This window comes from Erwinia sp. STN24 (genome assembly GCF_041320675.1).
GTDB lineage: Bacteria > Pseudomonadota > Gammaproteobacteria > Enterobacterales > Enterobacteriaceae > Erwinia > Erwinia aeris.
Window position 1 is genome coordinate 963,517 of record NZ_JBGGPM010000001.1, and the last position, 14,528, is coordinate 978,044.

11 protein-coding genes are annotated in these 14,528 nt (G+C 58.1%); 6 read left to right on the top strand and 5 right to left on the bottom strand.

What is annotated here, in order from left to right; all coding sequences use genetic code 11:
- Positions 1 to 376 precede the first annotated feature (376 nt).
- Entirely contained in the window at positions 377 to 1,705 is a 1,329-nt protein-coding gene (locus ACA373_RS04515) for an aromatic acid/H+ symport family MFS transporter (RefSeq protein ID WP_301251694.1), read from the bottom strand.
- Positions 1,706 to 2,013: 308 nt separating this feature from the next.
- Between ACA373_RS04515 and ACA373_RS04520 the strand changes: the two genes are divergently transcribed.
- Positions 2,014 to 2,937, top strand: coding sequence for a LysR substrate-binding domain-containing protein (locus ACA373_RS04520; protein WP_253453985.1), 924 nt, complete (start codon positions 2,014 to 2,016; stop codon positions 2,935 to 2,937).
- Here ACA373_RS04520 and smrA read toward each other — a convergent pair.
- Both smrA and ACA373_RS04530 read right to left on the bottom strand, forming a co-directional pair.
- Positions 2,934 to 3,500, bottom strand: a complete 567-nt coding sequence (gene smrA / locus ACA373_RS04525) for a DNA endonuclease SmrA (protein WP_253453983.1) — start codon at positions 3,498 to 3,500, stop codon at positions 2,934 to 2,936. The two genes, ACA373_RS04520 and smrA, sit on opposite strands and share 4 nt — an antisense overlap.
- Before the next feature lie 72 nt (positions 3,501 to 3,572).
- On the bottom strand, positions 3,573 to 4,526 hold the full coding sequence (locus tag ACA373_RS04530) for a sugar-binding transcriptional regulator (RefSeq protein WP_370734075.1): 954 nt from the start codon (positions 4,524 to 4,526) through the stop codon (positions 3,573 to 3,575).
- A 166-nt stretch (positions 4,527 to 4,692) separates the two neighbouring features.
- Between ACA373_RS04530 and dalD the strand changes: the two genes are divergently transcribed.
- The 5 genes from dalD to uspE all read left to right on the top strand — a co-directional run bounded on the left by dalD (position 4,693) and on the right by uspE (position 11,212).
- Positions 4,693 to 6,087, top strand: a complete 1,395-nt coding sequence (dalD, locus tag ACA373_RS04535; RefSeq protein WP_370734450.1) for a D-arabinitol 4-dehydrogenase — start codon at positions 4,693 to 4,695, stop codon at positions 6,085 to 6,087.
- A 10-nt stretch (positions 6,088 to 6,097) separates the two neighbouring features.
- Entirely contained in the window at positions 6,098 to 7,567 is a 1,470-nt protein-coding gene (gene xylB, locus ACA373_RS04540) for a xylulokinase (protein ID WP_370734076.1), read from the top strand.
- 55 nt (positions 7,568 to 7,622) lie between these two features.
- Positions 7,623 to 8,915 (top strand): MFS transporter, encoded by a 1,293-nt coding sequence (locus tag ACA373_RS04545; RefSeq protein ID WP_253453976.1) that lies wholly within the window; start codon positions 7,623 to 7,625, stop codon positions 8,913 to 8,915.
- 147 nt (positions 8,916 to 9,062) lie between these two features.
- A complete protein-coding gene (locus tag ACA373_RS04550; RefSeq protein WP_125287641.1) occupies positions 9,063 to 9,818 on the top strand; it encodes an FNR family transcription factor in 756 nt (251 codons plus the stop codon).
- A gap of 443 nt (positions 9,819 to 10,261) precedes the next feature.
- The gene (gene uspE, locus ACA373_RS04555; protein WP_253453971.1) at positions 10,262 to 11,212 is read left to right on the top strand and encodes a universal stress protein UspE; all 951 of its coding nucleotides are present in this window, start codon (positions 10,262 to 10,264) and stop codon (positions 11,210 to 11,212) included.
- A gap of 55 nt (positions 11,213 to 11,267) precedes the next feature.
- Here the strand turns inward: uspE and pntB are convergent, their stop codons facing one another.
- Positions 11,268 to 12,656 carry a Re/Si-specific NAD(P)(+) transhydrogenase subunit beta gene (gene pntB / locus ACA373_RS04560; protein ID WP_301251688.1) on the bottom strand — a complete coding sequence of 463 codons (1,389 nt, stop codon included), beginning with the start codon at positions 12,654 to 12,656 and terminating at the stop codon, positions 11,268 to 11,270.
- A 10-nt stretch (positions 12,657 to 12,666) separates the two neighbouring features.
- Entirely contained in the window at positions 12,667 to 14,199 is a 1,533-nt protein-coding gene (gene pntA / locus ACA373_RS04565) for a Re/Si-specific NAD(P)(+) transhydrogenase subunit alpha (protein WP_253453967.1), read from the bottom strand.
- Between the last annotated feature and the right edge of the window lie 329 nt (positions 14,200 to 14,528).

Here is a 14,528-nt window from a genome sequence, read left to right on the forward strand (position 1 = left end):
CCTCATTTACAGAAAATGCTTACGGTTCCTTAACATTTGGATCATGCTCTTCCAATTTTTCTGATTATTAATCAAATGATTATTATTTATCGAACCGTTCAGTTCATGCTGTAATTTGCAGCCTGCTAATCAACAGAACCGGGAAATCAACGTCGTTCTTTTGCAAGGCGTAAGGGGATATTTACAGCCAAAGTCAGCTCAAGCCGCATCGTTTCCGACACGGCTTTGATAACGAAATGGCGACGGCGGGCTGAAAGCTATTACCGCATCGTTTCCGACACGGTTTGATAACGAAATGACGCTGGCTGGCTGAAAGCTATTACCGCGCCGTTTCAGGCATGCGTTTGACGACGAAATGACGACGGCTGGCCGGAAACTATTCTTCGCTACGCTGGTGGCCGAAGCGGTATTTCGCCAGCAGCATCAGCGAGGTCAGCACAGCCGGAATAGCCAGGCTGGAGAAAACTTCCGTAATATGCCAGCCCATCGCCAGCATCTGCGCGCCGGCAAAGGCGCTGAGAATAGCGCCCATGCGCCCTACGCCGTGCATCCAGCTGGAGCCGGTCGCGCGGGCGTGGGTAGGATAATAGCTGGCCGACAGCGCGTTCATGCCGGTATTAGCCCCGTTAAGGCAGAAACCGCTGCAAAAAGCGACCAGGCTCAGGATTAGCGTATTTGCCGGCGCGTAGCCAATCGCTACCGTCGCGATAGCGCCGGTAAAGTAGATGGCGGCCAGCGCCAGGTTGGCGTTAAAGCGATCCATCATCCAGCCGGCAAACAGCGAGCCAACGGTGCCGCCGGCCTGATACATGGCGGTCACCAGCGCGGCCTGCGTAACCGTCATGCCCATATCTTTCACCAGCGAAGGTAGCCAGCTGCCGATCAGATAGACCAGAAACAGCCCCATAAAGTAGCTGCCCCACAGCAGCACGCTGCCGGAGAGATAAGGTCGCGTCAGCACCAGCTTCACCGCGCCCTCGCGCTGCGCTTTTTCCGCCATGGCGAACTGGCTTCCCTGCTGTACCTGGCCCGGCGCCATTTTTTCAACTATCTGCCGGATGCGCTCTACGGGCGCCTGCCGCGACAGCAAAAAGCGCACCGATTCCGGTAACCATTTCAGCAACAGCGGCACGATCAGCAGCGGCAGCAGCCCGCCCAGAATCAGCACGGCGTGCCAGCCGTAATGAGGGATTAGCCAGGACGCAGCAAAGCCGCCGCCCGCCGCGCCGAAGGTAAAGCCGCAGAACACCACGGTAATAATGAAAGCGCGCTTGCGCTCGGGAGAGTATTCCGCCACCAGTGTGCCCACGTTGGGCATGGCCGCGCCCAGCCCAAGGCCGGTAAGAAAGCGGAACAGCATCATCTGATCGGCGTTATGCGAAAAGGCGGTCGCCAGCGTCCACAGGCCAAAGAAAAAAACGCTGCTGATGATGATGACGCGACGGCCAAAGCGATCGGCTAGCGGGCCGGCAAACAGGGCGCCCAGCGCCAGACCGATCAGCGCGGCGCTGATGATAGCGCCCAGCTGCTGCGTGGTGACGCCCCAGGAAACCTTAAGCGCCGGCGCGATAAAGCCCATCAGGGCGATATCCATGCCGTCCATCGCCACTACCGCAAAGCAAAGGGCGATAATACGTTGCTGATAACGAGTGACGCCGCCTTCGTTGATCAGGGCGCGGACATCTGTCGCAACAATACTCTCCACGTTAACGCTCCATGGCCAGCAGTGTGCAAAGCGGCTGGCGTCGGTTCCGAAAAAAAGTGTTGGCTATCATAACGGATTGTTATCGATTTCACCCGGTGAATTACCCGTTTGCGTAGCAATCTCCCCGAAAAAAGCAAGCATCCGCAAGGAAAAAAGGGCTTTTATCAGTAAAGGTGATGAGGCTATTGCCTCCGGGCGGCGAAAAGTGATGGAAAAACGCCCTTATGTTAATGAAATTTTGCAATAAGGTTAACAGTATTCCAACGCGCCGCTTGCCTGCCCGCCACCTTGCTGACTACGCTGCAGTTATGGAAAAAAATTACCTGTTTAATCAGCGCATTCGTCTGCGCCATCTGCATACTTTTGTCGCCGTGGCGCAGCAAGGCACGCTGGGGCGCGCCGCCGAGGTGCTGTCGCTTAGCCAGCCTGCGCTGTCAAAGACACTGAACGAGCTGGAAGAGATGGCCGGGGCCAGACTGTTTGAGCGAGGCCGTCTTGGCGCGCAGCTGACCACGGCGGGCGAGCAGTTTCTGACCCATGCGGTGCGGATTCTGGATGCGCTTAACCATGCCGGTCAGTCGCTCAGCCCCGTGGCCGCGCGCGATCCGGCCGTGCTGCGCATCGGCGTGTTAACCACGGTAGCGCTGGGGATGCTGCCTTCAATTCTGGAACGCTTTCACCAGCAGCAGCCCAGAACGCTGGTTCAGGTCGCTACGCTGCACAACAACGTGCTGCTTGCCGGACTGAGAGCGGGCGAATTTGAAGTTGGTATTGGCCGCATGGCCGAAACGGAGATGATGACCGGGCTGACCTACGAGCTGTTGTTTCTGGAGTCTTTGCGGCTGGTGGTAAGGCCCGAACACCCGCTATTAAGTGACAACGTCACGCTGTCGCGGGCGCTTAACTGGCCCGTAGTGATTTCACCGGAGGGCACCGCGCCGCGCCGTATCGCCGATGCGATGCTGAAAGATCACGGCTGCCGCCTGCCGGACGCGGTAGTGGAAACCTCTGCGACCTCGCTCGCCCGTCAGCTGGCGCTTCGCTATAACTATGTCTGGTTCGTGCCTTCCGGCGCGATCAAAGACGACCTGCTGCATAATGCGCTGGCCGCGCTGCCCGTCGCCTCACATGGGCCGGGCGAACCGGTTGGCATCATTACCCGTACCGGCGCGCCCCTTAGCCGCAGCGCCGAAGTGCTGATGGCGACCATCCGTAAATCCCACTCCGGCTAGCGGCTGCGCTTGGCGTGCCGTTCGCGGTTGTCCAGGCGCGCCTGCTCGCTTTTACGTAGCCCCACATAGCAGGCGCCGTTGCCGCCGTGCTGCGGCTGAGCGCTGCAAAACGTCTGCACCTGATCAAACTGCTGTAGCCAGCGCGCCAGATAGCTGCGGACGATATTGGCGTGCGATTCATCCTCTTTGCCTTTGCCATGCACGATCAGCAGATTGCGGTAATTTTCGCGCTCCGCCTGCAGCATAAAGCTGTAAAGTGACTGACGGCAGATTTCCACCGGCTGACGCAGCAGATTAAGACTGGCATCGATCTGGTATTTGCCCAACCGCAGCTTATCCAGCACGCCCTGCTGGATCCCCTCCGCTTTGTATTCCAACGGCGTTTCCCGGGGGATAACGGTCAAAAAGCCGCTGGTCAGCGGATTATCCAGCTGCTGTTCTTCCTGGCGCTGGCGAGGCGATTTCGTCGAAGGGGATTTTAACCAAAGAATGTTGCTGCAATCCTTGAGCGGCGTAACGTCTTCCATCGCGTCTTTAAACAGGTCTTCATCATTAAAGCTCATGATACAGGTTCCCCGGTGGCCACGATTAAGGATAGTGTAATGGTATCCTCACCGGGCCGCTCTGGCAAAACTTCAGGCGGACGCCGCCAGCGCATAACGTGCGCTCGCCTCGTCGGTGACCAGCCCGCTGATCCAACCGCCCTTTAGCACGGCGGCTATCGCCCGATGCTTTTCGTTGCCTCCCGCAAAGGCGACGATATTGCGTTGGGTGTGAGCCGTCAGCCGCACGCTGGTCAAACGGCTGTCCAGAGCGGTTGCCGCCCTTTCGCCTTCCTCACCGATAAAATGGCCAAGCATCTCTGCGGCCACCCGATCCGCCAACAGCGTGGCCACTTCATCGTCGCTGATAAAGCCATCCGCATTCAGCGGGCAGCCCGGCGAAACCTGACCAATGCCGACAAACATAATATCCGCCTGGGCGGCCTTCTCCGTAACGGTGCGGTAGATGCGATGATTGCACCACAAATCGCGATCGTCGACGCTGTCGGCATACAGCGGCGCGGGCAGGATAAAATAGCGTCCCTGCGTTTTTTCCGCCATCCACAGCGGCACATCATAACGGGTACAGGAGCCGTCGCTGGCGATAGCGCCGATCAACGAAACGCAGCTGTGCTGCGGCCTGTCCAGCTCTGGCAGCTCGTTGATAGTGGCCCGCAGGGTTCTTCCCGATCCTACCGCGACAATTTGCGGCCGCTCGCTTTTCAGCGTTTGCGCCATCACTTCCGCACCCGCTACGGCAATCATCTGCTGTAAGCCGCTGCCTTCCACATTGCCAGACGGCACTACCTGACAAAACGCCAGGCTGAATTTTTCCTGTAGCTGCTGCGCCAGCGTCATGCAGTCGGCCACGGCATGATTGACGCTGACGCTCACCAGCCCCTGTTCTGACGCCAGCGCCACCAGCCGCTGCGCTACCTGACGCGATACGCCAAGTTTTTCAGCGATATCCTGCTGAGTTTCTCCCGCCACGTAATACATCCAGGCTGCTCTGGCCGCCAGATCCAGCTTTTTGTCGTGCTTGCTCATTGTGATATCCCACTCCTTAAGCCCAATCCGAATAATTGCCCGATTGACGGGCAAAAGCAAATTTTGTGATCGCTCCCGCAGACCGTTGGTAAAAAATTCACCAGGCTGTAACGCAACTAAGCAAAAGCTCAACACAAGAGCAAAAGCCCATTTACAGGAGAGAATGATGACCGCTGCTTCCCCCTCTGTCTGGTTACATATCGGCGCCGGTTCTTTTCATCGCGCCCATCAGGCCTGGTATCTGCATCGTCTGTTGCAGCAGGACGGCCCGCGCTGGGAAATCGCGCTCAGCAATATTCGCGATGATGCCGTGCCCTTGCTGAATGCCCTGACGCAGCAAAACGGCGAATACGTGCTGGAAACGGTCACCCCAACAGGCGAACGTCAGTATGAGAAAATTACCTCAATCAAACATATCGTTCCGTGGGACGCCGGGCTGACGGCTATGGTTGCGCGAGGCGCAGACGCCGCCACGAAAGTGATCGCCTTTACCGTCACCGAGAGCGGCTACTACCTGGACAGCGACCACCGTCTCGATCCGCGTCACCCTGATATTACCGCAGATTTGCAGGGCGAAGCGCGCACGCTTTATGGCGCGTTACGCCGCGTTTTGCAGGCGCGAATGCAGGTGCACGGTCAGCCGGTTACGCTGTTAAACTGCGATAATCTGCGGCATAACGGCGAGCGTTTCCGTGAGGGCTTTCTCGCTTTTCTGCGTTTATGTCACGACGATGCGCTGCTGGCGTGGGTAACGGAGCAGACGACCTCGCCCAATACGATGGTGGATCGCATTACTCCGCGCCCGACGGCGGATATCGCCCCGCGCGTGCTGGAAGCGACCGGTTTTGCCGACAGCGCACCGGTTATGGGCGAAGCCTTTATTCAATGGGTGGTTGAAGATAACTTTGCCGCCGGACGACCTGCACTGGAGAAGGTCGGCGTGACCCTGGTCGACTCCGTTCTGCCGTGGGAAGAGGCGAAAATCCGCATTCTTAACGCCAGCCACAGCTGCATCGCCTGGGCAGGGACGCTGGTCGGACAGGACTTTATTCACCAGAGCACGCAGACCCAGGCGATCAAAGAGATGGCCTGGGAGTATGTGACCCAGGACGTTATTCCCTCGCTGTCGCCCAGCCCGCTTGAGCTGGAAGCATACCGCGACGTAGTGTTGGCCCGCTTTGCCAATCCTTATATCCGCGATACCAACCAGCGAGTCGCGGCGGACGGCCTGTCAAAAATCCCGGGATTTATTACGCCGACCCTGACGGAATGCTACGCCCGTGGCGAGACGCCTCGCGCGACGGCGGTGCTGCCCGCGCTTTTTTTCCTGTTTTTACAGCGCTGGCATCGCGGCGAGCTTCCTTATGTCTATCAGGATGGCGCACTGGAAGCAGAAAGCTGGCACCGCATCATGGCAAGCCCGGACGCGCTCGCACGTTTTGCCGCCGACGAGGCGCTGTTTGGCCCGCTTGCCCACGATACCGCCTTTGCCACGCTGCTGGCGGAGACGGTTGCCACGCTCGATGAATGGGCCAAAGTCCCTCAACCGGTGAACGAGTAAGGAGTCGGTAATGTATCTCGGGATCGATCTTGGCACCTCTGAAATCAAAACGCTGGTTATCGATGCCGCAGGCGAAATCGTGGCCGCCAGCGGTGTAAAACTGGACGTACAGCGGCCGCAGCCCCACTACGCGGAGCAGGATCCGCACAGCTGGTGGCTGGCGCTGGAGCAGGCCATTGACGAGCTGCGCCAGCAGGCTGGTGCTCGCTGGCAGCAAATCCGCGCAATCGGGCTTTCCGGCCAGATGCATGGCGCGGTGCTGCTGGACAGGGAAAATCAGGTATTGCGCCCGTGCATATTATGGAACGACACGCGTAGCGCAGCCGAGTGCGAGGAGCTGACGCAACGGGCTACCGACCTGCACAGCGTGGCGGGCAATTTAGCGATGCCCGGTTTTACCGCGCCGAAGCTGCTGTGGGTCGCCCGCCATGAACCCGAGATTTTTTCTCGCATCGCCAGCGTTCTGCTGCCTAAGGACTATCTGCGCTGGCAGATGTGCGGTGAAAAGATCAGCGATATGTCCGATGCAGCCGGTACGCTGTGGCTGGATATCGCCAGGCGCGACTGGTCGGATGCCCTGCTGGCGGCCTGCGGGCTGAACCGCGACCAGATGCCGCGGCTGACGGAGGGATCGCAGCCCGGCGGCAGGCTACAGGCTGATGTCGCGCGGCGCTGGGGCTTGCAGGAAGGTATAGTGATTGCGGGCGGCGGTGGCGATAACGCGGCCAGCGCGGTCGGGCTGGGGGCGATTGAACCCGGCGACGCTTTTATTTCCCTTGGCACCTCCGGCGTGCTGTTTGCGGTCAACGATCGTTTTCGTCCCGCGCCGGCCTCGGCCGTACACGCTTTTTGCCATGCCTTGCCCGATCGCTGGCACCAGATGAGCGTCATGCTGACGGCGGCCTCCAGCCTGCGCTGGCTGTGCGATCTGCTGAACGCCACCGAAACCGATCTGCTGGCCGAGGTGGCGGCGCTAAGCGAGACGGTTCAGCGCAGCGCCCCGCTCTTTTTGCCCTACCTTTCCGGTGAACGCACGCCGCATAACGATCCGCAGGCCACCGGCGCTTTTCATGGTCTGACCCATGCCACTAACCGTGCAGCGCTGGCCTATAGCGTGTTGGAGGGCGTCGCCTTCGGCATTGCCGACGGCCTACAGGCGTTGCGGGCGGCGGGCACCGAGTTGGAAAGCTGTTCGTTGACCGGCGGCGGCGCGCGAAGCGGGTTCTGGGCGCAGCTGATTGCGGATACGCTGGATCTGCCGATAGTTACCCATCAGGGCGGCGAAGCGGGCGGCGCAGTGGGCGCGGCGCGTCTGGGCTGGCTGGCCGACGGCGGCGATCCGGCCGAGGTCTGCCGTAAACCTGCCGTGCTGCGGCGCTATCTGCCCAATGCGCTTCGTCATCATCATTTGCAAAGGCGGCTCGACCACTTCCGCCTGCTCTACCAACAGCAGCGCGATGCTCGCGCATCCGGTTTCTGAACACTGATGCGGACGCCTCAGGCGTCCGTCACCTGCACGCCTGAGAGGAAATATGATGAAATCAGCCAATAACTGGTTCGGCCTCCCCTTGTCGTTAATATGGGGTTATATCGCCATCGCCGTCTTTATGAGCGGGGACGGCTTTGAAATGGCTTTCCTGTCGAAGCACATTACCGATCTCGGCTTTTCGCCCGCGCAGTCTGCGCTGGTGTTCACGGTTTACGGCGGCGCAGCGGCGCTGGCGGCCTGGAGCTCCGGCGTAGTCGCGGAGATCATTACGCCGCAGCGCGCAATGCGTATCGGTTTTCTGCTGTGGGTAGTGATGCATATTCTGTTTATGACGCTGGGCCTGGGGCTGCGCAACTATCCGCTGATGCTGCTGTTCTACGGCATTCGCGGTCTTGCCTATCCGCTGTTCATTTATTCGTTTGTGATGCTGATTGTGCAGAACGTGCCTAAACACCAGCTCTCTTCCGCCATGGGCTGGTTTTGGGCGATGTATTCCATCGGCATCGGCTGCGTCGGCAGCTATCTGCCCAGCTTTACCATTCCCTGGCTCGGTGAAACCGGCACCCTGTGGTTTGCTATCGCCTGGGTAGCGGCTGGCGGGCTGATGGCGATGACTCTGCTGCGCAAGGTCGGCGGCGAGAGCGAGAAAGCCAATCTTTCCCCACGTGAAAAACTGACCGAGCTGTCGCGGGCCGTGACCATTCTCTTCACTAACCGCAACATCTTCCTGGCCTGCCTGATCCGCATTATCAATACGCTGTCGCTGTTTGGCTTTGCAGTGATTATGCCGATGCTGTTCGTCGGGCGCCTGGGCTTTACCATGTCGGAATGGCTGCAAATCTGGGCGGTATTCTTTTTCGTTACCATCTTCACCAATATTATGTGGGGTGTGCTGGGCGAATATATCGGCTGGATCCGTCAGGTGCGCTGGTTTGGCTGCCTGGGCTGCGCGATTTCCAGCCTGGCCTTCTATTACCTGCCGGTGACCTTTGGTCATAACTTCTGGATGGCGCTGGTGCCCGCCGTCATGCTGGGCATTACCGTCGCGGCGTTTGTGCCGATGACGGCGGTATTTCCCGTGCTGGAGCCGAAGCATAAAGGTGCGGCGATCTCCATCTACAACCTCTCCGCTGGCCTGAGCAATTTTCTTGCGCCCGCCATCGCCTCGCTGGTACTGCCCTTTTTTGATATCAAGGGCGTGGTCTGGACCTACACCGCGCTTTACCTGTTAGCCGGGGTGCTGACGTTGATTATTCAGGTAGAACAACCCTCCAGAAAAAGCGCCAAAAACAACCTTAATAACTACGGTTCAACGGCCGCGACGCCTGATAAAACGTAGGTTTGGCTTTTGGCACTTTTTTAAACGGGACGTCACCAAAAGTGACGTCCCTGTTTTTTATGTGGCTAAAAAGGCCTGGATGAGTTCCCTTTGCTGAGCAAAAAATGTTAAAATTGACCTCAATCAATAATCACTCGAGCCAACACTATGATCCCGGAAAAACGTGTTATCAACAGACGTATCCAGTCTGGCGGTTGTGCGATTCACTGTCAGGATTGCAGCATCAGCCAGCTCTGTATTCCTTTCACGCTGAACGAGCACGAACTCGATCAGCTGGATAACATCATCGAGCGCAAAAAGCCTATTCAGAAAGGGCAAACGCTGTTCAAAGCCGGTGACGAACTGAAGTCGCTGTACGCCATTCGTTCCGGGACCATCAAAAGCTATACCATTACCGAACAGGGCGACGAGCAGATCACCGGCTTTCACCTGGCGGGCGACCTGGTAGGCTTCGACGCCATCAGTGGCGGTCAGCACCCCAGCTTTTCTCAGGCGCTGGAAACCGCTATGGTCTGCGAAATTCCTTTTGAAACCCTGGACGATCTGTCTGGCAAAATGCCCAGCCTGCGTCAGCAGATGATGCGGCTGATGAGCGGCGAGATTAAGGGCGATCAGGAGATGATCCTGCTACTGTCGAAGAAAAATGCGGAAGAGCGTCTTGCCGCCTTTATCTATGGCCTTTCCCGCCGCTTCGGCGAGCGCGGCTTCTCCCAGCGCGAATTCCGTCTGACCATGACCCGTGGCGATATCGGCAACTACCTCGGCCTGACGGTTGAAACCATCAGCCGCCTGCTGGGCCGCTTTCAGAAAAGCGGTATGCTGGCGGTGAAAGGCAAATACATCACTATCGAAAATCATGAGGTGCTGTCGCAGCTGGCTGGTCAAAGCCGCGCGATTGCCTGATGCTATGCCGGACTGGTTCGCCAGTCCGGCTGTTTTTTTCGCCTGGTGACCCGGTGCGTTAATCCATCTGTTTTTCCATTCTCTGGCCCGGTACGTTAATCCGGCCGGTTTTTCATTCTCTGGCCTGGTGCGTTAATCCATCTGTTTTTCCATTCTCTGGCCCGGTACGTTAATCCGCCTGTTTTTCCATTCTCTGGCCCGGTGCGCTGACCTGGCAGTTTTGTCCATCCTGCCGCTTGATTTGCGTCTTTTCACTCGCCCTTCACTATGCTGTCATAGCCCCCGTTTAGCCGTTTTCGCGCAGTGGAAAAGCAGGCAGACGACCGTACCAGCCGCTTTTAGCGATCCTTTTGTTATAATATTGATCTGGCTATAACTTTTTCTTTCTTTCCCGACGTTGATTGGGCTATCTTTTAAGCTAACCAGCGTATGGAGGACCCGTTATGGCTAAGTACCAAAACATTCTCGTGGCGATCGACGCGCAACAGGACGACCAGCCAGCGCTGCGCCGTGCTGTCTATCTTAATCAGCGCCTCGGTGGTCAGATCACGGCTTTTCTGCCTATCTATGATTTTTCTTACGAAATGACGACGCTGCTGTCGCCCGACGAGCGCGTCACCATGCGCAAAGGGGTGATTAGCCAGCGCACCGAATGGATCCGCGAGCAGGCAAAAGCCTATCTGGCCGCGGGCGTGAACATTGATATCAAGGTGGTCTGGCATAACCGCCCCTACGAGGCGATTATTCAGGAAGTGCTGGACGGCGGCTACGATCTGCTGCTGAAGATGGCACATCAGCACGACCGACTTCAGTCGGTGGTGTTTACGCCTACCGACTGGCACCTGCTGCGCAAGTGTCCCTGCCCGGTATGGATGGTAAAAGACCAGCCCTGGCCGGAAGGCGGCAAGGCGGTAGTGGCGGTAAATCTCGCCAGCGAAGAGCCACATCACGACCCGTTGAATACTCAACTGGTCAAAGAGACGCTGGAGCTGGCGAAACAGGTCAACCATACCGAAGTCCATCTGGTTGGCGCCTATCCTGTTACCCCGGTAAATATCGCCATTGAGCTGCCCGACTTCGATCCCAGCGTTTACAACGATGCGATCCGTGGTCAGCACCTGCTGGCGATGAAGGCATTACGGCAAAGCTTCAGCATCGACGAAAAGTTTACTCATGTAGCAAAAGGCCTGCCGGAAGAAGTGATCCCGGACCTGGCGGATCGGCTGGACGCTGGCGTGGTGGTGCTTGGCACTATTGGCCGCACCGGACTGTCAGCGGCTTTCCTGGGCAATACGGCGGAGCAGGTTATCGATCATCTGCGTTGCGATCTGCTGGCGATCAAGCCGGAAGGCTTCGTATCGCCGATCGAACTGGATGATGACGAAGACGACTGATCGTTAGTCAAAAAAGAGGCCGGGGAACTCCCCGGCCTCTTACCTTCAGCGCCTGTTACAGCGCTTTCAGAATGGCATCCACCGTGGCTTTCGCATCACCAAACAGCATCTGGGTGTTGTCACGAAAGAACAGCGGGTTCTGCACGCCGGCATAGCCGGTGTTCATGGAACGCTTAAAGACCACCACGTTCTGCGCTTTCCACACTTCCAGCACCGGCATCCCCGCGATTGGGCTGCGCGGATCTTCCTGCGCCGCCGGGTTGACGGTATCGTTGGCGCCAATCACCAGCACGGTATCCGTTTCGCTGAAGTCGTCGTTGATTTCATCCATTTCCAGCACGATATCGTAAGGCACCCGCGCCTCGGCCAGCAGCACGTTCATATGGCCCGGCAGACGTCCGGCGACCGGATGAATGCCAAAGCGCACCTTAATGCCCTGTGCACGCAGCTTCTCGGTGATTTCCGCTACGGGATACTGCGCCTGCGCTACCGCCATCCCGTAGCCCGGGGTAATGATCACGCTGCGCGAGTTCTTCAGCAGTTCCGCCGTTCCCTGCACGTCGATTTCGCGGTACTCGCCCGCTTCCTCGCCTTCGCCGGTCGAGCTGCTGTCGGTGCCGAAACCGCCTGCGATAACGCTGATAAAGGAGCGGTTCATCGCCTTACACATAATGTAAGAGAGAATGGCGCCGCTTGAACCGACCAGCGCGCCGGTCACGATCAGCAGGTCGTTGCTGAGCATAAAGCCCGCCGCCGCCGCCGCCCAGCCCGAATAGGAGTTGAGCATAGATACCACGACCGGCATATCCGCGCCGCCGATGGAAGCCACCAGATGCCAGCCGAACGCCAGCGCAATGATGGTCATCAGCAATAGCGCAAAGCCCTGCCATCCCGTGCTGTCGGTGCGCACAAAGATAATCAGCAGGCAAAGCGATACCACCAGCGCCAGCAGGTTAAGCCGGTGCCGGTGCGGCAGCGCCAGCGGCCGGGAAGAGAGTTTCCCGCACAGCTTGCCCCAGGCGACCAGCGAACCGGTGAAGGTCACCGCGCCGATAAAGATACCGATAAAGACCTCAGTGAGATGAATGTTCTCTATCACCGCATCCATTCCGGGCGCGTGATAGAGATAGCTGTTAAAGCCCACCAGCACCGCAGCCAGGCCAACGAAGCTGTGCAGCACCGCCACCAGCTCCGGCATTTCGGTCATTTCGACCTTTTTTGCCAGCCGCACGCCAATCGCGCCGCCGATCACCATCGCCAACAGCACCCAGCCGACGCTGCTGCTGTCGGGGCCAAGCAGCGTCGCCAGCAGCGCAATCGCCATGCCGCTGATGCCAAACAGGTTGCCCTGCTTAGCGGTTTCATGCTTCGACAGCCCGGCCAGGCTGCAAATAAAAAGAATTGCGGCAACAATGTATGCTGCAGTCACTAATCCGCCAGACATTGATTACCCCTTAGTTCTTACGAAACATTTTCAGCATGCGCTGAGTCACGGTGAAGCCACCGAAGATATTGATGCTGGCAATCAGCACGGCAATAAAGGAGAAGAAGCTGACCCAGCCGCCGTGCCCCATTTGCAGTACCGCGCCGACCACGATGATGCCGGAGATAGCGTTAGTGACCGACATCAGCGGCGTATGCAGCGCGTGGCTGACGTTCCACACCACGTAGTAACCCACCACGCAGGCGAGCGCGAACACGGTAAAATGGGTCAGGAAGGCGGGCGGCGCAACGTTAGCGAGCCAGCCGAACAGCACGATAGCCAGCGCAAACAGCGCATATTTTCGGAAGGGTGAAGCGGGTTTCGCTTCTGGTTTCTCTGGCGCTTTGGCGGCCGCAGGCGCCGCTTTCGGCGCGGCGGAAACCTGAATCGGCGGCGCAGGCCAGGTGATTTCGCCCTGGCGCACCACGGTTACGCCCCGGATGACCACATCGTCGAAGTCGACAGTAATCTCGCCATTCTTCTCCTTGCAAAGCAGTTTAAGCAGGTTGACGAGGTTGGTGCCGTAAAGCTGTGAGGATTGACCAGGCAGGCGGCCCGGCAGATCGGTATAGCCGATAATTTTCACGCCGTTTTCAGTTGTGGTGACCTGGTCCGCTACGGTCAGCTCACAGTTGCCGCCGGTTTGCGCCGCAAGATCGACAATAACGCTGCCTGGCTTCATGGCAGCCACCATGTCGGCAGTGATCAGTTTCGGTGCAGGTTTGCCGGGGATTAGCGCAGTGGTGACAATGATATCCACTTCCTTCGCCTGCGCGGCGAACAGCGCCATTTCCGCTTTAATAAAGGCCTCTGACATCACTTTCGCATAGCCGTCGCCGCTGCCCGCCTCTTCCTCGAAATCGAGTTCAAGGAATTCCGCGCCCATGCTCTGCACCTGCTCTTTCACTTCCGGGCGGGTATCAAAAGCACGCACGATAGCGCCAAGGCTGCCTGCCGCACCGATGGCCGCCAGCCCGGCGACGCCTGCGCCGATAACCATCACCTTAGCCGGTGGCACTTTGCCTGCGGCGGTGATCTGGCCCGTAAAGAAGCGGCCAAACTCATGCGCGGCCTCGATGATCGCACGATAGCCGGCGATGTTAGCCATCGAGCTGAGCGCATCCAGCGACTGCGCGCGGGAAATACGCGGCACCGCATCCATCGACATCACGGTGACGTTGCGCGCCGCCAGCTTCTCCAGCAGCGCCGGATTTTGCGCGGGCCAGATAAAGCTGACCAGCGTACTGCCCTCACGGGTTTGCGTAATTTCTTCATCCCCGGGCGCGTTGACTTTGAGCACGATATCCGCCTGCCAGACGGCGTCGGTATCGACCAGCGTAGCGCCCGCTGCGGCATAAGCGTCGTCGTCAAAGCTGGCTAACCTGCCTGCGCCCCGCTCCACCGCCACGCTGAAGCCCAGCGCCAGCAGCTGCTCAACCGTTTTGGGCGTGGCGGCGACTCGCGTTTCATTGGGCAACCGCTCTTTGGTAATTCCAATCAGCATAGTATTCCCTTTCATCAGAGGTAAGACGATTTCTTACTGCGGCGGCGCGGCTTAAGCGCCACCTGTTTTACTGCGAACACCTTATAAACTACTGAAAACGGCACGGTCATACCAGCCGTTGCCGTACCGTTTGCCCTTTTTATATCTTAAAAATTCGGCGCAGGCGGCAAAAACGCGATTTTCAGCGCTTATTTCGCGATGTTCCTCGCATAATCTGCTAAGGAAAAGTAACAAAACGGTAAAGAAGCGGCGACAAAAGGTAATATTTAACAGCCAATTAACTGTAATAACGATAGTATTTAGTGGCTTAAGTGGTAAAGCCGTTGGCA

Coding starts and splice junctions, on each gene's coding strand:
- pntB (WP_301251688.1), bottom strand. CDS start 12,656: ATGTCTGGCGGATTAGTGACTGCAGCATACATTGTTGCCGCAATTCTT.
- ACA373_RS04520 (WP_253453985.1), top strand. CDS start 2,014: ATGGAAAAAAATTACCTGTTTAATCAGCGCATTCGTCTGCGCCATCTG.
- ACA373_RS04530 (WP_370734075.1), bottom strand. CDS start 4,526: ATGAGCAAGCACGACAAAAAGCTGGATCTGGCGGCCAGAGCAGCCTGG.
- ACA373_RS04550 (WP_125287641.1), top strand. CDS start 9,063: ATGATCCCGGAAAAACGTGTTATCAACAGACGTATCCAGTCTGGCGGT.
- uspE (WP_253453971.1), top strand. CDS start 10,262: ATGGCTAAGTACCAAAACATTCTCGTGGCGATCGACGCGCAACAGGAC.
- xylB (WP_370734076.1), top strand. CDS start 6,098: ATGTATCTCGGGATCGATCTTGGCACCTCTGAAATCAAAACGCTGGTT.
- smrA (WP_253453983.1), bottom strand. CDS start 3,500: ATGAGCTTTAATGATGAAGACCTGTTTAAAGACGCGATGGAAGACGTT.
- ACA373_RS04545 (WP_253453976.1), top strand. CDS start 7,623: ATGAAATCAGCCAATAACTGGTTCGGCCTCCCCTTGTCGTTAATATGG.
- pntA (WP_253453967.1), bottom strand. CDS start 14,199: ATGCTGATTGGAATTACCAAAGAGCGGTTGCCCAATGAAACGCGAGTC.
- dalD (WP_370734450.1), top strand. CDS start 4,693: ATGACCGCTGCTTCCCCCTCTGTCTGGTTACATATCGGCGCCGGTTCT.